This window comes from Shewanella sp. 10N.286.52.A9, assembly GCF_041468985.1.
Lineage (GTDB): Bacteria > Pseudomonadota > Gammaproteobacteria > Enterobacterales > Shewanellaceae > Shewanella > Shewanella japonica.
In genome coordinates, this window is record NZ_JBFRJQ010000025.1 from 122,510 (window position 1) to 148,037 (window position 25,528).

Annotated in this window: 22 protein-coding genes; 17 read left to right on the forward strand and 5 right to left on the reverse strand. The window is 40.2% G+C overall.

Annotated features, from left to right (window positions below):
* Nucleotides 1-72: 72 nt before the first annotated feature.
* From AB4128_RS16245 to nadE, 4 genes are all read left to right on the forward strand, one after another.
* Nucleotides 73-936, forward strand: coding sequence for a tetratricopeptide repeat protein (locus AB4128_RS16245; protein WP_119969417.1), 864 nt, complete (start codon nucleotides 73-75; stop codon nucleotides 934-936).
* Between the two features lie 133 nt (nucleotides 937-1,069).
* Complete coding sequence (gene adk / locus AB4128_RS16250) at nucleotides 1,070-1,714, forward strand: adenylate kinase (protein ID WP_055024642.1); 645 nt, start codon at nucleotides 1,070-1,072, stop codon at nucleotides 1,712-1,714.
* 224 nt (nucleotides 1,715-1,938) lie between these two features.
* Nucleotides 1,939-3,243 (forward strand): inosine/guanosine kinase, encoded by a 1,305-nt coding sequence (locus AB4128_RS16255; RefSeq protein WP_055024641.1) that lies wholly within the window; start codon nucleotides 1,939-1,941, stop codon nucleotides 3,241-3,243.
* Nucleotides 3,244-3,438: 195 nt separating this feature from the next.
* Nucleotides 3,439-4,269: an ammonia-dependent NAD(+) synthetase gene (gene nadE, locus AB4128_RS16260; RefSeq protein ID WP_372038290.1), complete on the forward strand. Its 831-nt coding sequence runs from the start codon at nucleotides 3,439-3,441 to the stop codon at nucleotides 4,267-4,269.
* Between the two features lie 8 nt (nucleotides 4,270-4,277).
* Here the strand turns inward: nadE and AB4128_RS16265 are convergent, their stop codons facing one another.
* Nucleotides 4,278-4,808 (reverse strand): DUF6942 family protein, encoded by a 531-nt coding sequence (locus AB4128_RS16265; protein WP_372038292.1) that lies wholly within the window; start codon nucleotides 4,806-4,808, stop codon nucleotides 4,278-4,280.
* 179 nt (nucleotides 4,809-4,987) lie between these two features.
* On the opposite strand from AB4128_RS16265, the gene AB4128_RS16270 reads away from it, so the two are divergent.
* Nucleotides 4,988-6,433, forward strand: coding sequence for an alpha/beta hydrolase (locus tag AB4128_RS16270; RefSeq protein ID WP_372038294.1), 1,446 nt, complete (start codon nucleotides 4,988-4,990; stop codon nucleotides 6,431-6,433).
* An 11-nt stretch (nucleotides 6,434-6,444) separates the two neighbouring features.
* Here the strand turns inward: AB4128_RS16270 and AB4128_RS16275 are convergent, their stop codons facing one another.
* Nucleotides 6,445-8,613: a diguanylate cyclase gene (locus tag AB4128_RS16275; RefSeq protein WP_235530889.1), complete on the reverse strand. Its 2,169-nt coding sequence runs from the start codon at nucleotides 8,611-8,613 to the stop codon at nucleotides 6,445-6,447.
* 129 nt (nucleotides 8,614-8,742) lie between these two features.
* Nucleotides 8,743-9,648 (reverse strand): helix-turn-helix transcriptional regulator, encoded by a 906-nt coding sequence (locus AB4128_RS16280; RefSeq protein ID WP_055024637.1) that lies wholly within the window; start codon nucleotides 9,646-9,648, stop codon nucleotides 8,743-8,745.
* A gap of 210 nt (nucleotides 9,649-9,858) precedes the next feature.
* Here AB4128_RS16280 and AB4128_RS16285 point away from each other — a divergent pair, with 210 nt between their 5' ends.
* The 11 genes from AB4128_RS16285 (at nucleotide 9,859) to AB4128_RS16335 (ending at nucleotide 22,566) form a co-directional block, all read left to right on the forward strand.
* Nucleotides 9,859-11,340, forward strand: a complete 1,482-nt coding sequence (locus AB4128_RS16285) for a sigma-54-dependent transcriptional regulator (protein WP_372038296.1) — start codon at nucleotides 9,859-9,861, stop codon at nucleotides 11,338-11,340.
* 233 nt (nucleotides 11,341-11,573) lie between these two features.
* A complete protein-coding gene (locus AB4128_RS16290; RefSeq protein WP_372038298.1) occupies nucleotides 11,574-13,601 on the forward strand; it encodes a TonB-dependent receptor plug domain-containing protein in 2,028 nt (675 codons plus the stop codon).
* 3 nt (nucleotides 13,602-13,604) lie between these two features.
* Nucleotides 13,605-15,137 (forward strand): ATP-binding cassette domain-containing protein, encoded by a 1,533-nt coding sequence (locus AB4128_RS16295; protein ID WP_372038300.1) that lies wholly within the window; start codon nucleotides 13,605-13,607, stop codon nucleotides 15,135-15,137.
* On the forward strand, nucleotides 15,134-15,871 hold the full coding sequence (locus AB4128_RS16300) for an energy-coupling factor transporter transmembrane component T (protein WP_372038302.1): 738 nt from the start codon (nucleotides 15,134-15,136) through the stop codon (nucleotides 15,869-15,871). Before AB4128_RS16295 ends, AB4128_RS16300 begins: the two co-directional genes overlap by 4 nt.
* A gap of 23 nt (nucleotides 15,872-15,894) precedes the next feature.
* A complete protein-coding gene (locus tag AB4128_RS16305) occupies nucleotides 15,895-16,434 on the forward strand; it encodes a core component of ECF transporter (RefSeq protein ID WP_372038304.1) in 540 nt (179 codons plus the stop codon).
* 5 nt (nucleotides 16,435-16,439) lie between these two features.
* The gene (locus tag AB4128_RS16310; RefSeq protein ID WP_372038314.1) at nucleotides 16,440-17,237 is read left to right on the forward strand and encodes a DNA-binding protein; all 798 of its coding nucleotides are present in this window, start codon (nucleotides 16,440-16,442) and stop codon (nucleotides 17,235-17,237) included.
* 34 nt (nucleotides 17,238-17,271) lie between these two features.
* Nucleotides 17,272-17,493, forward strand: coding sequence for a hypothetical protein (locus tag AB4128_RS16315; protein ID WP_119969438.1), 222 nt, complete (start codon nucleotides 17,272-17,274; stop codon nucleotides 17,491-17,493).
* A gap of 355 nt (nucleotides 17,494-17,848) precedes the next feature.
* Nucleotides 17,849-18,115, forward strand: coding sequence for a DUF4212 domain-containing protein (locus AB4128_RS16320; protein ID WP_055024629.1), 267 nt, complete (start codon nucleotides 17,849-17,851; stop codon nucleotides 18,113-18,115).
* Between the two features lie 10 nt (nucleotides 18,116-18,125).
* Nucleotides 18,126-19,844 (forward strand): sodium:solute symporter family protein, encoded by a 1,719-nt coding sequence (locus AB4128_RS16325; protein ID WP_055024628.1) that lies wholly within the window; start codon nucleotides 18,126-18,128, stop codon nucleotides 19,842-19,844.
* Between the two features lie 157 nt (nucleotides 19,845-20,001).
* The gene (locus AB4128_RS16330) at nucleotides 20,002-21,873 is read left to right on the forward strand and encodes a DUF294 nucleotidyltransferase-like domain-containing protein (RefSeq protein ID WP_372038305.1); all 1,872 of its coding nucleotides are present in this window, start codon (nucleotides 20,002-20,004) and stop codon (nucleotides 21,871-21,873) included.
* 3 nt (nucleotides 21,874-21,876) lie between these two features.
* The gene (locus AB4128_RS16335; protein ID WP_372038307.1) at nucleotides 21,877-22,566 is read left to right on the forward strand and encodes an exonuclease domain-containing protein; all 690 of its coding nucleotides are present in this window, start codon (nucleotides 21,877-21,879) and stop codon (nucleotides 22,564-22,566) included.
* A gap of 93 nt (nucleotides 22,567-22,659) precedes the next feature.
* Here the strand turns inward: AB4128_RS16335 and AB4128_RS16340 are convergent, their stop codons facing one another.
* Together AB4128_RS16340 and AB4128_RS16345 are read right to left on the reverse strand one after the other, a co-directional pair.
* On the reverse strand, nucleotides 22,660-23,727 hold the full coding sequence (locus tag AB4128_RS16340; protein WP_372038309.1) for a ketoacyl-ACP synthase III: 1,068 nt from the start codon (nucleotides 23,725-23,727) through the stop codon (nucleotides 22,660-22,662).
* Nucleotides 23,728-23,787: 60 nt separating this feature from the next.
* Complete coding sequence (locus AB4128_RS16345) at nucleotides 23,788-24,459, reverse strand: GntR family transcriptional regulator (protein ID WP_055024625.1); 672 nt, start codon at nucleotides 24,457-24,459, stop codon at nucleotides 23,788-23,790.
* Between the two features lie 160 nt (nucleotides 24,460-24,619).
* Between AB4128_RS16345 and gmhB the strand changes: the two genes are divergently transcribed.
* A complete protein-coding gene (gene gmhB, locus AB4128_RS16350) occupies nucleotides 24,620-25,168 on the forward strand; it encodes a D-glycero-beta-D-manno-heptose 1,7-bisphosphate 7-phosphatase (protein WP_372038311.1) in 549 nt (182 codons plus the stop codon).
* Nucleotides 25,169-25,528: the final 360 nt, after the last annotated feature.

Sequence of the window (25,528 nt, forward strand, 5' to 3'; positions counted from 1 at the left end):
TCCGCTTTTTATTAGCGTTTATTTTTAGCCAGTGTGATACTGAATAAATAGCACTGCTAACAAGGATCCACGATGGAACATATTATTAATTTAACCAAAGAGAACATACAACAAGTTGTTGATGCCTCAATGGATAACTTTGTTGTTATGTCTTTTTGGGCTCAACAGCAGCCTGAAAGCGTGCAAATGCTTCAAGTGATGGAGCAGATTGCTAACGAGCAAGCTGGGCGATTCATTCTTGCTAAAGTTAACTGTGAAGCCGAATTAGAGATTGCTAACTATTTTCAAATTCAAAGCTTACCCACCCATTTGGTATTAAGCCAAGGTAAACCTATCGATGGTTTTGCCGGGGTTCAATCACAAGCGCAAGTTTTGGACATGCTCAATAAGCATTTACCAGAATTATGGGTACAAGATGTGAATGCGGCTAAAGTTATTTTAGCTGGCGATACGGTGACAAAAGAGCAATTAGAAGAGGCATTAAGCTTACTAAAAAGTGCTTATGTTGATTCAGGTAACCAAGCTGAAGTTGCATTACTTATGGTCGATGCCTACTTGCAGTTAGGTATTCTTGGTGATGCAAAAACCTTATTAGACACTATTGGGCTTGCCGATCAAGACAGCTATTATCAAAACCTCAAAGCAAAACTGGCTTTAGCTGAAGATGCAGCCGATACACCTGAAATTCGTCAGTTACAACAAGCGTTAGAAGCTGAGCCAGATAATGTTGAAATTTCAATCAATTTAGCCAAGGCCTTAAGTCAAGCTAACCGAGGTGAAGAGGCATTAGAAAACCTTTTTGCGATTTTACAAAAAGATTTATCTGCGGCTGACGGGAAAGTCAAACAGGTGTTCATGGAAATATTGACTGCCTTAGGGCAAGGAAACACCATAGCCAATCAGTATCGTCGTCGTTTATACAGTTTGCTGTATTAAACAGCGCTAAATTTAACAGGTTGCGAGCTATTAGATATTGGTCTAACTCTTTGGTTATTTACCTTCTAAAGATGGACTAAATGTGCGAAAATCGCCGCCTAAAAATATGAAAGCAATAAAGAGGACTTTTGAGATGCGCATTATTCTATTGGGTGCCCCAGGTGCCGGTAAAGGTACACAAGCTCAGTTTATTATGGAGCAGTACGGTATCCCACAGATCTCAACTGGAGACATGCTTCGTGCAGCAATTAAAGCTGGCACAGCATTAGGCTTAGAAGCTAAATCAGTAATGGATGCAGGCCAGTTAGTATCAGATGACCTAATTATTGGTTTAGTTAAAGAACGTATCGCACAAGATGATTGTGTTAAAGGGTTCTTACTTGATGGTTTCCCACGTACCATTCCACAAGCTGATGCAATGGTTGCAAACGGTATTGAAATTGATCACGTTGTTGAGATTGACGTACCTGATGAAGAAATCGTTAAACGTATGAGTGGCCGTCGTGTGCATTCTGGTTCTGGCCGTGTTTACCACATCGTTTACAATCCACCAAAAGTGGAAGGTAAAGATGACGTAACTGGTGAAGAGTTATCAATTCGTCCAGATGATGAAGAAACAACAGTACGTAAGCGCTTAGGTATCTACCATGAGCAAACTAAGCCATTGGTTGAATACTACGGTAAAGTGGCTGCTGAAGGTAACACTCAGTACACCAAGTTTGATGGTACACAAACTGTTGCGGCAGTCAGTGAGCAAGTTAAACAGTTGCTAGGTTAATTAGCTGCTAAAATTACAGTTCCAACGACTGTTGTTCATAAAAAGACCTGCATTGCAGGTTTTTTTATGGCATAAATAAAATAGTTGTCACAAAAAGAGACAAAGATTGACATCAGTATTGGTGTTGATTGTTTTTGTGTTAAAATTAGCGTTTGGTATAAAGCATAAAATGCTGTTCAATCCACAATCCTTTTAAGCACGGATGCCTACTCAGAGAGTTTAAGATGAAGTTTCCTGGTCAACGCAAATCTAAGCATTACTTCCCGGTAAATAACAGAGATCCATTACTGGCTCAGTTAACCCAACAAGAGCAATCTTTTTCAACTTACATTTGCGGTATCGATCAAACCTTGGTGGATATTGAAGCCAAAGTAGAAGACGAACTATTAGAGCGTTATGGTTTACCAAAAGGTAACTCAACCCTTATTGATGACCAACAAGCCCATGAACTCTATAACGAGTTAAAAAACAATGAGATGATCAGCGATGAATTTGCAGGTGGTACCATTGGTAACACGGTTCATAACTATTCAATTTTAGCGGATGACCGTTCTGTGTTATTCGGGGTGATGAGCCAGAATATTATGGTAGGGAGCTACGCCTACCGTTATTTATGTAATACCTCATCAAAGGTAGATTTAAACTATTTACAGCCTGTAGATGGTCCTATTGGTCGTTGTTTTACGTTAATTTCTGAAAATGGTGAGCGTACCTTTGCTATTAGTAAAGGCTCAATGGATAAGTTAACCCCAGAATATATTAATCAAGAAGTCATTCAGGGGAGTTCTGCGTTAGTTATTACAGCCTATTTAATGCGCGCCAGTGAAGGTGATGGCATGACATCCGCTGCGATGAAAGCAATTGAATATGCAAAAGCAGCAGAGGTCCCAGTAGTATTGACATTGGGCACCCGCTTCCTTATTCAAGAAGATCCAACTTGGTGGCAAAACTTTATTCGTGAAAATGTGACTATTTTGGCAATGAATGAAGATGAAGGCGAAGCGTTAACAGGCTTTAGCGACCCACTATTGGCTGCTGATGCGGCACTTGAATGGTGTGACATGGTACTTTGTACCGCAGGGCCTTTGGGTTTATATACTGCGGGCTACGCAGAAGATTCAGAAAAGCGTGCAACCAGTCATACTCTATTACCTGGCGCTATCCCTGAATTTAACCGCTATGAGTTTTCTCGCCCGAAATTAAAAGCAGATTGTGAAACTCCGATTAAAGTCTTCGCACATATTTCACCATATATGGGTGGACCTGAACTGATTAGAAACACTAACGGAGCGGGTGACGGAGCATTAGCGGCCTTATTACATGACTTATCTGCTAATACCTTCCATAAGACAAATGTACCTGGCTCAAGTAAACATCAACGTGATGGTTTATGTTACTCGTCATTCTCACAAGTGTGTAAATACGCAAACCGTGTAGCTTATGAAGTTTTGGCACAACATAGTCCAAGACTTTCTCGTGGCTTACCAGAGCGTGAAGATAGTCTTGAAGAGTCATACTGGGAACGTTAAATTTACAGCATAAATTGAAAGGCGAGCATAGTAATATGCTCGCCTTTTTTATTACGTAAATTGCACTTAAATTGCATAAGTAGTACTTGGTACCTGTGGTAAAATTCAGTAGGATACCAATTAGAGCGTAAATACCTCATTGTAAGTACCATCGGGTAATTAAAACAGCATTGACTACAGAAATTGGAGAGCGTTGTGAAGGGACAAATCTTAAGAGAAATGAAAGTACTTAAGGCGATTGAACCAGCTTATGAAGTCGAACGTCGTGTCGCATTTTTGAAAACCAAGTTAGTTGAAGCACATACACGTAGTTTGGTACTAGGCATTAGTGGTGGTGTTGATTCATCAGTTACAGGTAGATTATGTCAGTTAGCTGTAGATAGCTTAAACGCTGACAACCCTGAACAAAATTATCAATTTATTGCTGTTCGCCTGCCTTACCAAGTGCAAAAAGATGAAGATGAGGCTCAATTAGCGTGTCAGTTTATTCATCCATCTAAACAAGTGACTGTTAATATTGCTGATGGCGTTGTCGGTGTACATAATGCGACAGTGACTGGTTTAGAAGAGGCAGGCATTGCGGTAAGTAACAATGATAATCTTGATTTTGTTAAAGGAAATGTGAAAGCCAGAATGCGCATGATTGCTCAATATCATATTGCAGGATTAACGGGTGGTTTAGTCGTAGGAACCGATCATAGCGCTGAAAATATTACTGGTTTTTACACTAAGTTCGGAGATGGCGCGTGTGATTTAGCGCCATTGTTTGGTCTTAATAAACGTCAAGTCAGACAGCTTGCAAGTTTCTTAGGTGCTCCTGAGATATTAGTAAAAAAAGCACCAACAGCAGATTTAGAAGATGATAAGCCACAACTTGAAGATGAAGTGGCATTAGGCCTTACGTACGATCAAATTGATGACTTTTTAGAAGGGAAAGACGTAGAGAGTCATGTTGAAGATAAGTTGGTCGCGATATACAAGCGCACGCAACACAAGCGTCAACCTATCCCAACAATCTATGATTAGTGATAAGTTCAATATTGTTTTAGGTAGTCTCTCACTGCTTCTATGAGCTGGTTAGGAAACTGTCGATAATCTAAATATGGCGCAATAAGGACTTGCTTATGCGCCATTACTTTTTGTTTTTCACCCAGTTCTGTTAACTCATCTTGCCAATTCAGGCCCATATGCGTTTCTATTGAATGTTGTAATCGTTCATAAGTCACCTGGCCACATAAAATATGCACTTCTGCATGCGGGTCTATACCTGCTGAATTGATGATTAAACATGTTGAGTCATGTGGTTCACTTTTTGTCGTAAACAAATCTGCTCTTCGTTTTTTCCAGCAATCGGCTGAGTTATTCTCGGCGGTAATTTTGGCCATTATGGTAAAGATTTTACGCCAATGATTACCATTAAGTTCGATTATCTTACTGGTATCAGGCAGCGTGAGTTCAGTGTCTGTTGGGATGATAGGTGCAGTCGGTAAATAAAACGCCATTTTGGCATTTTTATGGCCAAATTTTATTTGTTCATTATTGGTTGGTGACAGGTCTGATGTCATTTTAATGTCTGTTAATTCCCTCATTTTTACTAGATTATCATGATTAATCTCTAGACTCGAATAGGCTTTTAGGCAAACATGAGTCTATAGAATCGGATAAGTGTAACGATATCATTAAGCAGCGAGATGTGTCATTTAGCCACAGATTTACAAAGCGCTTAGTGTTCAAGGAAAGATCAATGAAAGCGATTGTGATCGGCTCAACAAAGCAACTTCTATTTTTTGCTGTTTATGGCTTTATCGGCAGTATTATCGTTTTTATTGCGATTTTAGTTTGGTTATTAAATGCCAGAGCTGAGTTAGATATCTGGCACACAACTGAACTAAAACACGAATACCATCAGCAGTTGGGGTTAAAAAACTTTGCTGAATACCTGTCGCTCGAAAGTGACTTGTTCAGTGAAATTGAGAATAAAATTTATCAAAGTTACTCGCCAGAAACGCCTTCTGTCATTAACCGGTATGAAACTGGTAGCTTATCTGATCCCAATGGATGGAATTATAACTGGAACCGCTCGTTTGAATGGAAAAAAGCCGATGCTGAGTTTGGTGTTTTACTGATCCATGGTATGTCTGACTCACCCTATGCAATGTCTCATCTTGCTAAACACTTTAAGAAAAATGCTCATATTTTGGGGTTAAGGCTACCTGGACATGGCACCATTCCCGCAGGATTAACCGGTATTACTTGGCCTGATTTAGCCAGCGCTGTAGATTTGGCGACGCAGCATATGAAGCAACAACTTAATGGTAAGCCGTTATACGTGGTTGGCTTTTCAACGGGGGCTGCCTTAGCGTTAAACATTGAGTTAGAAGCCATTGCCAGAGGCAATGAAACGCACTATCAAGGTATGATTTTTCTTTCCCCTGCAATAGGGCTACAACCCATTGCAGCAGGTGCTAAATGGCAAGCAATGTTAGGCCGGTTTTTAGGTTATGAAAAGTTATTTTGGAACAGTATTTCAGTTGAGTACGACCCGTTTAAATATAGCTCTTTTGCAGTTAACGCTGGTGATGTTGTTTATCAATTATCTCAGCGAAATCATCAAATTATTGAATCGTTTTCAACTGAGCAATTAGGCTCTTTAGCACCGATTTTAACTTTCCAGTCGCTTGCTGATGATACCGTTTCTTCCAATGCCGTGGTGAATAACCTTTATCAGTACTTACCTTCAAAACAACACGAGTTAGTCATTTTTGATATTAATCGAAATCCTAATAATCATCAGTTGATTATTAATGATCCGATGGATGAAATGGCAAAGCTATGGTTACAAGAGCCAATGGGTTATCAACTGACCTTGATTGAAAATGATACTGAACGTGAGCACTTTGTAAAAGAGACAAGATTAGCTTCTGGTGAATCCTTGACAAGTGAAGCGCTACCATTTGAATGGCCACGTGGGGTATATTCCTTATCTCACGTGGCTTTACCTTTCCCTAAAGCGGATCCTTTGTATGGTCCAGATTTTTTGAAAGAGGTGAGCCACATTCAAATTGGCCAAGCTATTTTTACTGGCGAACGTGGCTTATTTGGGATCCCTGCTGCTGAAATGTTACGTCAGAAGTGGAATCCATTTTACCCGTATATGCTTAATAAAATGGATGAGGTTATAAATCCATAGGTATAACCGTCTTACTCATTAATCACATTAATGATAACTTTATTTCGACCTTGTTCTTTAGCCGCATACAGATTATCGTCGGCCACTTTAATCCATACATCAATGTCAGTTGAAAAGCTGGCATTAGCAGTAATTGCGCCGATACTGGTGGTCACAGAAAACTGCTGTTGATCTGTTGGAGAAGTGATCACAAGCGCTGCTAACTTTTGTTTGAATTGATTTAAATGATGCTCAATTTTAAGGGCATTTGATATCGGTAAAATAAGTAAAAACTCTTCCCCACCATAGCGAGCTACAATATCCGTATCACGCTTAAACTCTTGCTTAAGTAAACTTGAGACGGTACGTAAACATTCATCTCCTGCTAAGTGTCCATAGGTGTCGTTGACCTGCTTAAAAAAGTCTAAATCAAGAATTGCTATGGTAATTGCATGTTCACCACGTAAGCAAAAATCTAATAAGCCATCAAATTTATCTTCAGCATAACGGCGGTTTTTAAGATCCGTTAATGGATCTTTATCCACTAAAGCAAGTAGCTTTTTGTTGGCTTGCTCTAACTCATCAGTGCGGATTGCCACTGTCTCTTCAAGTTCTAGCTGATGTGTTAGCAGTTCACGCTTACTGTTGGTGAGCCGTTGGTAGAGGTTAAATACTTCTTTAGACGAGTTTTCATCCAGCACTTGGCTTTTTAAATCATCATTATTGATATTACCAAATTGGTTAGCGACGATTTCGAGTGGCGCTGTTAATAATTGGCACACCTTTCTTGAAATGATAAAGGTGAAAATAATTGAAATAATCAGCATCAAAAAGGTGCCTAACATTTGCTGTTCGGCAGTTTTAAGTAATGGTGAGAGGGGCTTTAATACATATAACTCCCAACCATTATTAAGGCGTGTTTTTACAAATACATGTTCTGGCGAAGTGGATTCAAGATCACGAATATTGATGGTATTTAACGCAATATGGTATGCGCCTTTATCATCAGAGTAAGTAAATTCATCTTCTTCATTGAGCTCAAGTTCTGAGGATGCATAGATGATTTTTTTATTGTCATCTATAAGTACCAGCAACTCTTTTTCACCATAACTATTTTGATTATCGATATTAGCGAAAAACTGTAAATTCAAGGAACCTTCAATGATACCAGCAACTTGTGCTTGATTATTATTTTGGTAAAACGGCGCACTGATAGCGATGATTGAGTCACTACCAAATCCACGCCCTTTGAATACGGATGAGACATATAATTGGCGATTATGGAAGGATTGAATAAAGTAATCTCGGTCACTTATCGACATATTTTTAATATTGTTTTTTTCGTCCAGCATCATTACACCAGGGCTACCTGCTTTGACTTGCGCATTGCTATCGGCAATCAACATGGTAATGAAACTAGGATAACTTGTGTGCAGTTGACTCAGCATTGGCTGCCATTCGTCGTTAGTGGTATTGGCTAAACTGAGAAAGTTGGCTGCGTATTCAATTACTTTTTTGTGATCGTCTATGTATTGCTCGGTTGCAGAGCTTAAATGTTGCGTCGTATCAGTTAAGTTTTGTTTTAATAGCTGTTGCTGCTTTTCTAGAAACAGATAATTAAAACTAAGGGCTGAGATAAGTAAGCATAAGGTGATCATCAATGTCATAAAGTAGGTTACTTGAGCATTGAACGAACGTCTTTTTTTCGCTGTCCCTTGGCCATTAAATTGCCAAAGTTTAGGGATCAATACAATAATTAAAGAAGCTAAACAGGCATATATTAGACCATTAATACTTTGCTTAATGATGGCAAACGGCATATGGCTTGCTGGTAAATCACTGACTATTTTCATGTATAAATACGTCAGTGGCATTCCGATAAGTATCCAGTAAATGGCACTGCCGTATAGCGGGTAAACCCCTTTACGGCGAATAAAACCTATAAATACCGCTTCGATACAAAACAGTAAGTAAACATGAGGACTTCCCCAAGTGACCATTAAGCCTGTTGCACTGAAAACAGCTGTTAATAGGGCATACCAAGGGCCTAAAATAACGGCAGATACAACCGTAAAGGTATTACCCATGACCAGCTGGACGTTGGCAAAAATAGGAATGGGGTAACAGTTGACGATAAAGCCAATGACACCTAGAACCAGTGCTAAAATAAGGTGTTGTGGATTGATGGATTTTTTATTCAATGAATCATCCTTGTCATTATTATAAAAAAATATTACCTGCCTTATTCAGGTAGTACAAGCCTTTGATCTATTAAGGATGAATCATTCTATAAGCTTTGACTAAACGTGAGTGAGCTTATTCTTGATTTTTTATTGACCACGCCAAAGGAGCTCGCCACTTTTCGTTAACTGGTAACCCGATAATAAATTAGCTAGCTGGGTGGTTTGAGGTTGATTTAACAAGGTTAATAGCGCTTGCAGTTGGCGCCTGAAAAAGATGCTCTGAGACATGACAAAGTCAAACGACTCAGTTAGCTGAGGAATAAAATGTAACCCGCTTTCTACAGCAACGGCCTGACAACCAAAACCAATATCAGCATTATTACGGGCTATATAAGCCGCTAGCTCTCGTTCCGACTTTGCTGTGGCAGTAAAAAGTAATTCATTAATATTGATATGCTGCTGCGTTAACCATTGCTCTAAATGAAGTTGGCTACCTGCACCTTTTTGTCTTGAAACCCATCTTAAAGACTGCAATGTGCCTTGGTTTACATTATCAAAAAGCGATGCCATTTCTTGGCGAACCATTAAGCCTTGATGTCGTTCAAACCCACTCACTAAAATCCATTGTTGATGATTAGGGTAGCTTTTCAATAGGTTGTATAAACTGTCTCGACTGCCATGTTGGCTTTCCCAGTGAATACTACAGACATCAGCATAACCACGGGAAAGCAAAGTTAAGCCTGACTTAGAGCCTGTTGCGCTATAGCTGATGATTTCTTGATGTTCCCCTTCAGACATTAACTGTGCAACAAGCATTGAAAGTAGAGGATCGTCACTGCCAGTGATGTGCATTCTATCTGACAGCATGCCGCTATGGCATGAATCCATAAGCCAACGATCAATTAACACTTTGGGAAATAGCCATTTTCCTGTCACTTTTGTTGCAGGTAAGATGCGCTGGTTGGCCATCGAATAAACTTTTTTCTCATTTAAGTCCAAGTATTCAGCGACTTGCTTAGTGCTCATATAGATAATGCTTGAATCAATTGGCATAGTAATCCCAGATGCTGCTTAGGTGGCAATGATTCGTTAGTGTAATAATTGCGAGCGTCGATGCATATCTGCATTAGCAGTTAAAGTTAACTTTTGTGGGCAATGTTGGATTTATCCTACTTGTAATTAATGAGCGCTTTGAGATCATATTTATCCAGATTATCTGATTGAATTGATAATATTTGATGACTTACGCTTGGATAACCGTTAATGAATAAGGCTAAATTAAACGAGCATGTTTCTGACCCAATGCAATTGGATATGGCTGTCATGGTGATTGAGCCGGACTTAAGTGCTTGGCAAAGTCTTGAGCCGATATTATCTCGATACTTCAGGTTGATTCAGCACGCAAGAACGCTTGAATTAGCGGTAGTCAATTTTCGGCGATTCAATTTCGATTTGGTTGTTATTGATATCAAGTTGGTCGAAACATTTTGGCAGATGCTAAACCGTCAACATCTTGCTAGTGATGTTATTCATCAAGGTATTAATAACAGTGACTTTCCAATACACGATTCTTTATTTGACGCTGTAACCCATAACATCGAACTTCAATCTGCTGATGATAAGTATTGTTACCCAGAGCATTTCATTGTGCTTAGTCGGGTGCCTGAGGTTGACGATATATTAGCCATGATGAGAAAGGGGGCGAAGGATTTTATAAATAAGCCGATTCAGTATCGTGACTCAGAATCTATCATTGCGAATTGGTGTAAGCGTTATCGGTTGTCATCTAAGCAAGTTTCCCTGCAAACATGTCAGCCCGTTAAGTCATACTCACAGCTTGTTGGTGACAGTAGCATTGCAGAAACGATGAGAGCTAACATACTCAGTGCCAGTGTATCTAATTCTCCTATATTGATCGAAGGCCTTGTTGGTACCGGTAAGAAGTTAGCGACTCATCAATTATTGCAGTTGGCAGACCGTCCTTGCCAACAAGTTGTTATAGACTGCCGTGATGAGTTGCAGCTAACGAAGACGGCTTTAGCTGGTTGTGATAAAGCAACCTCTAATCCAAGGCGATATGTACAGCTTGTTTTGGCACATGTGGATAGTCTATCTGTTACTGGTCAAATTGCTTTAATGCAATTGTTAGACTCAGTTAGTTTGTTGTCTACTCTAAAGCTGAGAGTAGTCAGTTTGAGTCATTCTTCACTCTTGAGGCGAGTTCAACAAGGGGCTTTTTCATCAGAGCTCTATCATCGATTGGCGTGTCTCTACCTTCATTTACCTCCTTTGAATCAACGTTCTGAGGATATTGTCTTACTCGTAAAGTTTTTTGTGAGTCAATTGATTGCAACTGACGTTTTTGTTGCTGAAGATTTACTCACACGTTTTAACGCGTGGCGGATTACTGATTATCAAACCCTGACGGAATATGATTGGCCAGGGAATATTCAAGAGTTAAAAAATACGGTTGAGCAGTGTTTAATGATGAATGTACTTCCCAATGAGTACTTTAAGCAAAACCCTCATACCGATTGCCAACAGGCTGATAGGCAAAGTATTAGCGAGGCTACTTCATCTACTCAGCACTTCTTTCCCATTGAATGGGATCTTAAGCACATCGAGAAAGCCCATATTTTGCGGGTAATGAATATTTACCAAGGCAATAAGCTATTAGCAGCAGAACACTTAAATATCTCTCGCAAAACCATCGATAGAAAATTAAATGAATGGGCGAAAGACTGAAAACCAATAATTCATCACTGATTCATAAATGCTGATTGCATCAAGTTTGCCTCTAGTTTGATATTTATGCACTTTAAAAGGACATTTTGTCCTTTTTTTTGGTTTTGATTTCCAATTTGTCAGATTTTGTCGTGTTGGTTGTAGTTTTAATGGGTCCTAGTTGAGTTTTTAGATTGCGATCGCAACAATGCTCGCACTCAAATAGGACTTATTAATTAGGATGTTGTCGCACAATGAACATGAGCAAGCCTGCGCAAAAATCATTGCGTTATTCAGTGTTATCCATTGCTATTTTAGCCAGCTTAAATACCTATGCAGAAACGATTGAACGCGATCCCGTTCTGAAGATTCAAGAGGTAATTGTTGTAAAAGGTGAAGGCCCTACAGCGGCGCAGTCTTCTATGACTCACTGGGATATCTCACGAGAAGAAATAGAAGCCTCAGGCGCACAAAGTCTTGACTTAATTCTGGCCAATGTACCTGGCATATACGTACGAGTTGGCGGGCAGGGAACGCCGAGAGTCGATATTCGCGGATTTAAAGCGCGCCATGTTATTTACTTAATTAATGGTGTTCCTGCCAATGATGCTGAAGACGGTCAGTTTGATCCAAGTGTCATACCAGCTTCACAAATTGAGTCAGTTGAAGTCTCAGTAGGCCCAACGTCTGTGCTTTACGGACCAGGTGGTGCGGGTGGTGTGATCAATATTATCACTCGACAAGGGGATAGCGCTCCAAGTGTATCCGGTAACCTTGAGTTCGCAGAAAATGACACAATAAATGGCAATGTGAACTTAGCCGGTAGCGGTGAAAAGTGGCAAGGTTTTGCTAGTTATAACCGCCAGCAAACTGATGGGTTTCCGATGTCATCAGATTTTGAAGACACGGATGAGCAAAGTGGTGATACACGTTTAAATGCGGATAAAACTGTCGATAACTTTTACGCCCAAGGAAGCTACTTTGTTTCTGATGAAACGATGTTGAGCGCAAATGTAAACTATAAATCTGGCAATTGGGGTAAACCAAGCACGGATGGCACAGGAACCAGTAAATCTAAGTTTGAACGAGTTGATGATTTTGAAAGCACCATAGTCCAGTTAGGCTTTGCACATAAGTTTTCTGATCGTCTCGCGTTACGAGGCTATGGCTACCATAACGAAAGTCAGGTATTTGAAACTGTCTATACCAGTAGTGATTACAGCGATATCGATTCTACGCAAGATGGCATATCAACGGTGCAGGGCGGGAACTTACAGCTGATTGCTGATTTTGATACAGCGGGTTTATTAACAGGGTCAATTATTAGCGAAAAGCAAAGTTGGGAATCCGTTAATTATGAGGCTAATACAAGTAGCGCCTCTATTCTTGGCAGTGGCAGTGGTTCAGGTTCTGGAAGTGGCGATGGTTCAGGTTCAAGTGACGATTTTAATAAGGATGGCTGGTTAAATACGCTGGCCGTCGAATATCAGTACCAGAATGACGGTAAGTACGGTGTCACTATCGGTGGTGCGGCGCACAGTCAAGAGCGTGATGATGCTGACGATACTAATTACTCGGCGCAACTTTCTAGTTTTTGGCGAGTGACTGAGGACAGTAAACTGCATGCAGGTATTGCTCGTAAAGTGCGTTTTCCATCATTAAGAAACCTCTATGCGCAATCATCAGGTAACAGTGAACTAGAGCCTGAGGAATCATCACATGTTGAGTTAGGTCTGAATCAAGGGTTAGCTTATAACACCAGCTTAGATATTACCGGCTACTACACTGACGCTGAAAACTACATTGCTAAAGACAATGACGGTGTTTATCAAAATATCAGTAACTACGCGTTTAAAGGGGTCGATTTTTCTGTAAGAAACGAATACTTCGATGACTTAGATTTGACAGTCTCTTACAGCTATTTAGATGCTGAAGATTCTGATAATGATCTTATGAACGAATTAGAGTATCGACCAAAACATCAGTTTAGATTCCAAGGCCTTTATCAATTCGATTTCGGTATGAGTGTAAACCTGAACGTTGAATATATTGCCGATCAAATTTATTACACCAGCGAGAAAATTTCAGGTGAAACAATCTCAGTTAGAAATGAAGTGGATAACTACACATTAGTTGATATCAATATTGTGCAGCCATTGATGGTGGATCATTTAGAAGCCTATATTCGAGCGACTAATTTACTGGATGAAAACTACTATCAAAGTGAAGCATTGCCTCAAGCCGGCAGACAGATCTTTGTTGGTATTAATTGGCAGTTGTAACCAATGACATTATTGGCATTGCATGAAGTGAGTTTTCGACATCAGTCATCATCTGTAGCACTTTTAAAGCAATTGAACTTTACCGTGATAGCGGGCGAGTGCCACTGTATTTGTGGTGAGACTGGCGCAGGTAAGTCCTCCTTGCTACAGCTGATGGCAATGCCAAGTGAATTTGATTTTAAAGGTGAGATATTACATAGCGATGGCCTTCGTTTAGGCCTCGTTATGCAAGATCCCCATATACAGCTTATTCGAGAAACTGTGGGTGCAGAAGTTGCCTTTGGTTTAGAAAACTTAGCCTTTCCTGCACCTGAGATGCTGCAACTTGTTTTGCAAGCATTACAGCAAGTAGGACTCGATTTACCATTAGATACGCAAGTGAGTAATTTGTCGCTTGGACAAAAATATCGGCTGATGTTAGCTGCGCAGCTTGTGCTTCGTCCCAATGTGATTTTTATTGATGAACCATGGGCACAATTGGATGATGCTGGTGTTGTTGAGTTAAATGAGGCTCTAAAACAGCTTGTGGATTCGGGGGTAAGTGTCGTGATGACAGAGCACCATTCTGCGGCATTCTCCCAAGTTATCAATACACATTGGCTATTAAAAAACGGCGTGCTGCATAAACAGGATAAAGCGCCCATTCAGAAAGCAGAAACTTGCCCTTTAAAGCATTTAGCTAACAAGCCACAACTGAGAGAAAATACTGAACTTTGGCGGTTAAATATGCCAGCTGTTCAAGCTATAACGGTATCTGCACAAACTGACATCAGGTTAGCTATATCACCCTTGACGGTTCAATTTACTGGTAAGCCGCCATTGATTGAACTTAGCCAAGAGTTGCAGCTTTACGCTGGTGAAATGGTTGGGCTGTTTGGAGAAAATGGCTGCGGAAAAACAAGCTTGTTGAATCAAATTGTCGGTATTGATGATAAAAATCAGCACGCGATTTTGATGTTAGGCAAGCCGGTTAAACTTGGTACTTTTGGACAGGACCTGGGCTTTTTGATGCAGCGCCCATCTAGACAGTTATTTGAAGTGTCTGTGCAACAAGAGGTTGAATTTAGTTTAAAGCGATTTGGTTTACCAGTGTCACGTGCGAGTGAAATATTAACTCAGCTCAATATCAGTCATTTGGCGGCTCAATCCCCGCATAAGCTGTCATACGGTCAACAACATTTAGTTGCCTTAGCCTCAGTACTTTGTTTAAAGCCTAAAGTGTTATTACTTGATGACCCTTTTGCGGGTTTAGATAGTCAGTATTTTTCTTATGTGATTGATGTATTGACAGACTTTTGTTTGCAAGGTGGAGCCATTCTTATAACAAGTCATAGGCCAATAATGAAAACGCACTTAAGTAAAGTCTGGCAGATTGCTGGTGGGAAATTAACCCAGTGCTTTCAGCGTGAACGGTACTTTCTGCACAAGCAAGATTCTCAGCACGAGCAGCACTCTCAGCAAGGGCAGGGCTTTCAAAAGGGACAAGCTTCAGGCAGGCAACCTGTCTTAGCCGATATGTGTGAGGTTAACCTATGACTAAAAAGCGACTTCAAGGTTGTAGTGTAAATCACATGATGAAGAGTCATAAGCTGGCTTCAAGCAATGATAATCAGGCTACTAAAGGGGGCGAGTATTCAAAAATGCTTCGACAATCCTTTAAAGCCAAATGCCTGTGTGCGCTTGCCATGGTGTTTAGTATTGTCTTATCAAGCAGTGCGTTTTTAGTGACGACTTCGCAGCTTAGCTACATTTTGCTCATTAATATTGCTTTACTTATTCATGCTCGTTTTTACAAAGCGCGATTAAGCCCATTACTTAAACTATTTGCTATTCAGTTGGTCATTACTGTCGGTTTATATGTTTTATTTTATGGCAGCGATAAAGTCATTGAAGCATTGATTGTCGTGCTTAGAATTATGTTAGTGATGTTACCGAGTTGGTGGCTTGCGAGTACTCAAACGTCACACCATATGAGCCAAGTATTGTGCTTTATTTTACCAAGTAAGTGGGCGTTCGTTATTACCACTTCCATCAAACTATTACCTTATATCACTCAAGAAGTACGAGATATTTATCATATCCAATGTCTACGTGGTGCCCGAATAACACCTAAACAGTTGATTAACCCTTTAAATTGGGTCGAGCTTATTCGCTGCGTGTTATTTCCTTTGCTAATTCAACTGCTAAGCCTATCAAAACATATCGCCAAGTCTGCACAGCAAAGGCATTTCGATAGGCAAAGGCATCATTCCCATTGGCCATTTATTTAACGTCTAATTTAGGAGAATCATTAATGAAGCAAGGCTTCACACTTCAAAATGCATTGTTCATCGGATTTTGCGCCACCTTGTTGGTGGCGATTAAAAGCATGATGCGAATGAAACTAGGTTTAACAGGACACTCGATGTTTTTAATGAGCTTATTTTATTTAGTCTGCTACGGCGCTACGAATAAAATTGGCAGCATGACGTTATGCGGACTGTTAGCTGGCCTGTTAGCCATGATCTTAGGCGTCGGGAAAGGCGGACCATTTATATTGCTTAAGTTTGCATTACCGGCTTTTGCGATGGATGTAGCGCTCTTATTTATCGCTAATTTATTTAGTTTACGTTGGCGCTGCATTTTATTGGCTGTTATTGGCAGTATCGCTTGGGCAAGCAAATCTTGGATACAAAACCTGCTAGTGGGAATGGATCCGCAAGTTGCACTTGTGCAGTTTGGGCTAAGCAGCTTTAAAGGTGGTTTGTTTGCAATAGCTGGTGCTTTACTCGTCCCAATCATTATTAATCGATTGGATGCCCATGATTTAATCACAAGAAATAGGATGTCATAACAATGATTAGAACTTGGTTAATTTGTATTGATGATACTGATGATATTGGCACAAAAGGGACTGGTGAGATTGCAGAGGAAATTCTGCAGCTATTGCTTTCAAAGGCAAGTTTCAATAACGATTCGGATGGTTTGAGTCTCGTTCACTCACCTACTTGGGTAACAAGGCATCAATTATTTGTACACCCAGACATTCCATATACATCGCATAATAGTGCCATGTGCTTTGAAGTCACCTCTGGCTTAGCATTAGCTGAAATCAAAGATATCTGTATTGCACATTTGGCCACTGAGTGTGCATCAGCAGCTGATCCTGGTCTAGCGATAGCTGATAAAGATTTATTAACGGCTGATGACATTCAGAAGTTGATTTCATTTGGCCAAGATGCAAAGCGCTTGGTAAAAACCAAGAAAGATGCTTATGAATTAGCAGCTGAAATTGGAATCGATTTATCTGAGCATGGCGGAACGGGTCAGGGAATTATTGGTGCGATAGCGGGTATGGGCTTACGTTTATCTGGACACGATGGACGTGTGAAAGGCCAGCTTAAAGTCGGCCTAAAAGACGCGCATTCTGAATCAACCATAAGCGTAAGAGAGATTAAGCTGTTAACTGGCTTAGATGCGGTAATAGAGTTAAACGGTTTTTTACTCAATGAAGATGAGCTTATTGATGTCAGCGGTAAAATTAAAGCTGTCATGCACAATCATAAGTTCGCGTTATTGGTGTACCAGCATCAAGATGAAACGACTGGTGAGTTTCATTGGCGTAACGCCTTAAAACAGCAATTAAAAAAATATTAATAAGCGAATATAAATGGTTAATAAAGAGTCAGTTATGGTCACCAATTGGTTTTATTTAGATCAAGGTCGTTGGTTGTTTCGTTTTACAAATGAAGCCACGGATATGGCGCAACAAGCGGCTTTTCATTGCAATCACTTTATGGAAGATGATGAAGATGAAATGATCGATGATGTGCCTAGAAGCTGTTTTAATTGTATGAAGCGGCGCTGGTTGATTGAAGGCTTTGAATGCAGAGGGATGTCGGTTATATCTTAATGCCAATGATACGGTTACACCCTTCATAATGACTATGACCATGAGAGTGACAGAGAGTCACTCTCATGATTATGTACGTACGACAAACTGCTAATTACACCGTTTCTCTATCTTCATATGCATACCCACAAGCTCTTTTCTTCAATTTTTAATTCGACCTTGGTCTAACTCAGATAACTCTCTTGTATACCATTTATTTATACCGCTCCGTTATAAGCTGCTGTTTTATAGTGATTTATTGTTGGCTTTCTTTTTTGATTTTGTTCACCTTTAGACTAAGGTCGTGATTGTCGTCACATTTTTAGTTGCTAGATTAACTAACGACTTTAAAAATAATTAAGACAGGGGAGTCACAATGGCTTTTGAAAATGAAGACAAGGCAACGGGGTATTGGCGTGAAAATTTACGCTTAGTATTGGGGTTACTCGCAATTTGGGCATTTGTGTCTTTTGGTTGCGGTATTTTACTCGTAGATGTTTTGAACGAAATTACCTTTATGGGCTTTAAATTAGGTTTTTGGTTTGCACAACAAGGTGCCATGTATGTGTTTGTTGCACTGATTTTTGTGTATGTAGCGAAAGCGAATGCTTTAGATAAAAAATATAACGTACACGAAGACTAAGGAATAAATCATGGATGTTCAAACGTTAACTTATCTCATTGTTGGGGTCACATTTGCCCTATATATCGGTATCGCCATTTGGTCTCGTGCTGGTTCTACTAAAGAGTTCTATGTTGCTGGTGGTGGGGTTCCACCTGTAATGAATGGCATGGCAACTGCTGCCGATTGGATGTCAGCGGCATCATTTATCTCGCTGGCAGGTATCGTGTCGTTTACTGGTTATGATGGTTCAGTTTACTTAATGGGTTGGACGGGAGGCTATGTTCTGCTAGCGCTGTGTATGGCTCCTTACCTACGTAAGTTTGGTAAATTTACCGTACCAGACTTTATTGGTGACCGTTACTACTCACAAGCTGCACGAACCGTTGCGGTCGTTTGCGCCATTTTCATCTGTTTTACTTATATAGCAGGTCAAATGCGTGGTGTGGGTGTTGTATTCTCCCGCTTCTTAGAAGTTGAAGTAGAAACGGGTGTTTATATCGGTATGGCTGTGGTGTTCTTTTACGCTGTACTTGGTGGTATGAAAGGGATTACTTATACTCAAGTTGCACAGTATTGTGTGCTTATTTTTGCTTTCATGGTACCAGCCATTTTCATCTCAGTGATGATGACAGGCCATATTTTACCTCAAATCGGTTTTGGTGCTGAGCTTGTTGATGCTGCCGGTAATGGGACTGGGGTTTACCTCTTAGATAAGCTCGATGGTTTATCAGCGGAACTCGGTTTCTCCCAATATACGGAAGGCTCAAAGAGCATGATTGATGTGTTCTTTATTACGGGCGCATTAATGTTTGGTACTGCGGGTTTACCGCATGTAATCGTGCGCTTCTTCACTGTACCTAAAGTAAAAGATGCACGTTTATCTGCTGGTTGGGCGCTTGTATTTATCGCGATTATGTATACAACAATTCCTGCACTTGCTGCTTTCTCACGTGTAAATATGATTGAAACAATCAATGGCCCAGAATCTACAGGTGTGTCATATGAAAGTGCGCCTAACTGGATTAAAAATTGGGAAAAAACAGGCTTAATTACTTGGGATGATAAAAATAACGATGGCAACATTTATTATTCTAAAGGCGATACCAATGAAATGAAGATTGACCGCGATATCATGGTACTTGCTACGCCTGAAATTGCTTCACTTCCAGCATGGGTGATTGCATTAGTCGCAGCTGGTGGCTTAGCGGCGGCACTCTCTACATCGGCAGGGTTACTATTGGTAATTTCAACGTCTGTTTCTCATGACTTATTGAAGAAAAATTTAATGCCCAATATTTCTGATAAAGAGGAGCTTAAGTATGCCCGAATTGCCGCAGCGTTAGGTGTTGTCATGGCGGGTTACTTCGGGATTAATCCTCCAGGCTTTGTGGCTGCGGTTGTTGCGATTGCATTCGGTCTGGCTGCATCGTCATTATTCCCAGCAATTATTATGGGTATCTTCTCTAAGACTGTGAATAAGGAAGGGGCAATTGCTGGTATGTTAACGGGTCTACTGTTTACTGCTGGTTATATCGTTTACTTCAAATTCGTGAACCCTGCAGCTAACGTCAGCGATAACTGGTTCTTAGGTATTTCACCTGAAGGATTCGGTATGGTAGGTATGTTCATTAATTTTGGTGTCGCATTCGCTGTTAGTAAAGTGACTAAAGATGTACCACAAGATGTTGTTGAGATGGTTGAGTCTATTCGCTTCCCTAAAGGAGCTGGTGGCGCTCAAGATCACTAACAAGATGAACTTGAACGGTAAAAAAGAGCGCTTCGGCGCTCTTTTTGTTTTTAACCAAACATTATTTTACATCAAGTTACTGGCCATAAGTCGAATAGTGTCATGCAGTGGTTTTTCATATAGTGAATTCATCGAGGTGAGAAAATGATGGAGTGTTATGAAAGACGCAAGTGAACTTCAACCGATCACACAATTTATCAGTGGGTTAATTCCATTTGATTCTTTATCTTCATCAGACTTAGCTCGATGTTGTCAGCAACTCTCTATTGGCTATTACAGCAAAGCTAGCCGAACGGTCCCGTTAGATGAGTCTCATCCACAACTATACATTGTTCGTTCTGGTTCCTTTGAAGTACGGGATCAAGAAGGTGAGTTGTTAGATAGACTTGGAGAAGGGGATTATTTTGGTTTTCCATCTTTGTTATCGGGTGAGAAAGTCAGTAATCAGGTGCAAATTCTCGAAGATAGCCTGGTTTATCACTTAAACCCTGAAACCTTTAATTACTTAAGAAAAGAAAGCCGAGAGTTTGATCGCTTTTTTAATCGTGCTTTTGCTAAAAGGTTACGCCATCAAGCTCGTTTTAAGGCAAAGGATTTAACAACGACGAGTCGGATTAACAGCTTGATGTCACCTGATCCCCTAACGATTAATGCTTACGCTAGTGTAAGTGAAGCTGCTAAAAAAATGCGTGTCGCTAGGGTATCGTCGGTACTTGTGATAGATAACGGCAAACTAATCGGGATATTAACTGATAGAGACCTGCGAAATCGGGTTTTAGCTGAGGGGTTTGACGGTACATTAGCAGTGCATCAAGCAATGACTGCAAATCCCAAAGTATTGTTTGAAAACGATCTCGTATTCGAAGCCATGCTATTGATGAGTGAGCACGGTATACACCATTTGCCGATAATGACGAATGAAGTGAACGATGATGAAGTTACTAAACCTGTCGGCATTTTGACCAGTACAGATATATTACGTGGTCAAAGTTCGCAACCTCTTTTACTAATAGGTGAAATTGAGCGGCAACATGACATTGCTAGTTTAATTCAGGTTAGTAAACAGATCCCTGTTTTACTGCAAAACCTCATAAGTGCCGATGCGCGAGCTGAAGAAGTTGGTCGGGTGCTAACTTCAGTCACCGATGCGTTAACTCGTAGGCTAATTGTGTTAAATCAGCAAATTCTAGGGGCTGCGCCGATGGCTTTTTGTTGGTTAGCATTTGGCTCTCAAGGAAGACAAGATCAAGCTGCTTGTTCTGATCAAGATAATGGATTGTTACTTGCTCATGAACCTGATGAACATGCTAAAGGTTATTTTAATGCGCTAACCCATGCGGTTTGTGAAGGGCTTGATAAATGTGGTTATGTTTATTGCCCCGGGGATATTATGGCGCAAAACCCTAAATGGCGTTTACCTCTTGATAAATGGCAAAAACATTTTGAAAGCTGGTTAAATTCTCCTGAGCCTAAAGCGTTAATGCATGCCAGTATCTTTTTTGATATGCGTGCCGTATATGGTCCACAAAGCTTGTTTGAACAATTGCAAAGTCATGTACTTGAACGCACTAAAGATAACGATATCTTTCTTGCTGGAATGGCTGGTAATTCATTAGTGGAATCGCCGCCATTAGGTTTTTTTAGAAAGTTTGTGCTTGAGCGTGATGGCAGTGAAGTGAAAGGAATGGATTTAAAGCACAAAGGCGTCGCATTAATCAATGATATTGCCAGAGTCTATGCACTAAGTGCGGGTATTGCCGAAGTGAATACACCAAAACGAATTCGTGCATTAATGGATGCTAATATCATAAACCGTAAGGATGCACTCAACCTCGCCGATGCGCTTGAATTTATTGCTCATATGCGTCTTTCAAATCAAGGAGAGCAATATACAAGCCAGCAAAACGTCACTAACTATTTAAAACCACAACAAATGTCATCACTAATGCGTCATCAGTTACGTGATGCCTTTAAAGTCGTTCACGATGCTCAATCAGGTCTTAGAATGAAATTTATGCGGAGTTTTTAACCTGTGAATGAACTCTGGCTTAAAGCACGTTTACATTATGAAATGTTTGGCCATAAAGATAAGCTTTATGACTATCAAAAAGCGTATTTAAATGTGATAAACAAACCACTTTCCACATCGAGATTGATGGCCGTGGATCTCGAAATGACGGGGCTTGACCCGTTAAAAGATGAAATAATCAGTATCGGCATTGTGCCTATTGAATTAGATACAATCCCATGTTTAATCCCTTTAACAAAAGCTCAGCAGTGCATGGTTAATATTGATGGGAGTGTAGGGCAAAGTGCAACAGTACATGGCATTGTCGATCAGCATGTATCTGAAGGTGCCTCACTAATTGATGCGATGGAATGGTTTATTGACCGTACTCAGGGACATATTCTGGTAGCTCATCATGCACCAATGGACATTAGCTTTATACAATCTCATTTGGCTAAAGTGTATAACAGGCAAATTCGGTTACCCTTTATCGATACTTTAGCGACTGAAAAACAGCGGCTACTTCGTCAGCATGATGTATTAAAAGAAGGAAGCTTACGTTTAGATGCTTGCAGGCAGCGATATGGTTTACCTACCTATTCAGGTCATGCAGCATTGGTTGACGCAATTGCGTGTGCAGAGCTTTTTATTGCTCAAGTGAATTCCATTGGTGAAACTCAAAAACTTGCCGTATCGGAGTTCATATCAATTTAACTGTAGTTATTTGTGATGATTAAAATAAAAAACCAGCACTTGGCTGGTTTTTTTAATAATGAGTTTGGTTAAATACTTAAAGGTTAAAAATGCTTAACGCTTAGTAAAAAACTCTACTGCAGGTTTAATTAATTCAAGTGCAGAAACTTCACACGGAGACAGTTCCGCAGTAGGTGCATTAATCGGAGTTGTTCGCTCACCCCATTTTAATAATAGAGCAGCTGATGTTAATCCAGCACCAAATGCACATGATAAAATAGTTTGTCCTGAATTAATGCGGCCTTGTTCTAATGCATCACAAATCGCAATAGGAATGGTCGCTGCAGACGTGTTGCCGTATTTAGCAATGTTGACGAAGGCTTTTTCTTTAGGGATCTTCATTCGACTAATTAAAGTATCAATAATACGCTCGTTTGCTTGATGTGGAATCACCAAGTCAACGTCTTCTTTGGTCATGTCGCAATTAGCTAAGACCTTAGTACTTAACCCACCCATACCATGAATCGCGCGTTTAAAGACTTCTTGTCCGTTTAGGTTAATAAAGAAATCCAGAGATGCAGAATCAAATCGGTCCATCTGGGTGCCGAAACCTGATGATAAGATATCACGTGCAGCAGGATCATTATTAAGCTCGTAACCTAAAACACCACCTGGTTCATTACTAGCTTCAATAACAACAGCGCCTGCACCATCGCCAAATAATACGGCGGTTTCACGTCGTGACCAATCTAGATAAAAAGATAATCGCTCTGCGCCAATAACAAGCACTTTCTTGTTCTGGCCACTTTTTATCATAGAGCTGCCCATACCAAGGGCATATAAGAAACCACTACAAGCAGCGTTAATATCAAAAGCGCCGCATGTTGCCCCTACATTAGCTTGAACAGTAGAAGCAATATTAGGAATCAAGGTGTCTGGGCTTGCTGTTGCAAGTATGATTAAATCCAGTTCACTACCGTCAATACCTGCAGCAGCGAGTGCATTTTTAGCTGCAACAGTCGCTAACTCAGATGTGTTAACGTGAGAAATATGTCGTTCGCTGATCCCAGTTCGTGTCTTAATCCACTCATCAGAAGTATCCATGAAGGTGGCTAAGTCGTCATTAGTCAGTTTTGCTGGTGGGACGCATTTTCCCCAACCGGTAATATGAGCATACTGCATGTGGTTTTCTCTCAAATAAATTTTAAATTAATCTTTTGATAAACGACGTAGAGGCAATAGTTAGTCTATTTGTTGAATCACTAGCTTCTTAATTGCCTTTGCTGCACCTAAAATGTGCTGGCGTAAAAGTTGGGTCGCTTTATCGATATCTTTGTTTTTGCACAACTCAAACAGTTCGCGATGCTCGCGTTCTGCTGTTGGAATTCCGCCTGTTAATAATAGCTGTAAGCGTATATAGCGATCGCAGCTATTGTTCAGTCCATGAACGACTTCAAGTGTATGCGGTTTGTTAGCGGCTTCGTATAAACAGGTATGAAACTGAGTATTGAGTTCGCTCCATGTGGCCACAGAGTCTTTTTCCTTTAATGCAGTCTCTAATTGAGACAGCACTTGATCAGCTTGTTCGAAATTTTCATCTTGCAAGTTGGGAATGGCTTTTGCGAGAAGATCTGTTTCAATCATAGCCCTTAATTCAAATAATTCTGTGACTTGTTCAACAGAAAGTTCAGTGGCTGTTGCACCTTTGTGTGCTTCGAATTTAACTAATCCTTCAGCTTCTAGTTGAACAAGCGCTTCTCGCACAGGAATTCGACTAACATTAAGCTGCTCAGCTATAGCTGATTGTCTAAGTGGCTCACCTGCTTTGATAAAGCCGGATAATATGCGCTCACGCAAGACTTCTACCACTGCTTGAGTTCGTGTTTTATGAATTATTGGTGTTATTTGACTCATTACTTCTTAATAAATGCCACAAAATATCTACGGAAGGGTAACCTTTACTGAACGCTTTATAAAGTACAACCTTAAAAAATCTTCCTTTTATAATACAAGTGCATAATTTTTCCAGTAATGGGATAATCAGAATAATAAAGAATTTAGGAGTAATAGTACCGTGAATAAAGCCGTGTTCTTAGATCGTGACGGAGTCATTAATATTGATAAAGGTTATGTACACCTTGTTGATGACTTTGAATATATCGAAGGCGTATTTGAAGCCTGCCTGGCATTCAAGAAAATGGGTTATAAAATCGTGGTGGTGACTAATCAGTCTGGTATTGCTCGTGGAATGTACTCAGAGGATGACTTTCACCATTTAACCGAATGGATGGATTGGAACTTTGCAGATAAAGGTGTTGAATTAGATGGCATCTACTATTGTCCTCATCATCCAGAAAAAGGACTCGGGGAATATAAGCAAGATTGTGATTGCCGAAAACCTAAACCGGGAATGATGCTTGATGCAGCAAAGTTTTTAAAAATTGATATGCCTAATTCAATTATGGTGGGTGATAAAGCTGATGATATGAGAGCTGCAAAAGCAGCGGGCATTAACACAGCTATATTAGTGAGAAGTGGTAAAGTCGTTGATGAAGCGGGTATTGAGCTTGCCGATGGAGTAGTAGACAGCATTGCCGATGTACCAGCTTTCTTAAAGTCGTAATAAAACATCTCTTAGTTAACGATAAAATTGTCATGAAAGGTGCTGTAACGAGCTTTTTTGATGGATTTTAGCTCGAAACGTTTAAAAAGTGTGCTTTTGAGCGTTTTTTTATAAATTAATTAAGAAAAGCACTTGCGGGATAAAATGATTTCCCTATAATGCGCAACCACTGACACGGAACAAGGCGTCAAACGCTAGTTACCGAGTCCGCTCTTTAACAATTTATCAAGTAATCTGTGTGGACACTCACAGGTGTTGAGTTAATCGAAATTGCTGACTTCTTTCTTGTAAAGAATGTAGCAATCAAAATTATTATCAATATTTTCTGAATCACGTAAGTGATGAGTGTTCATAGCAATA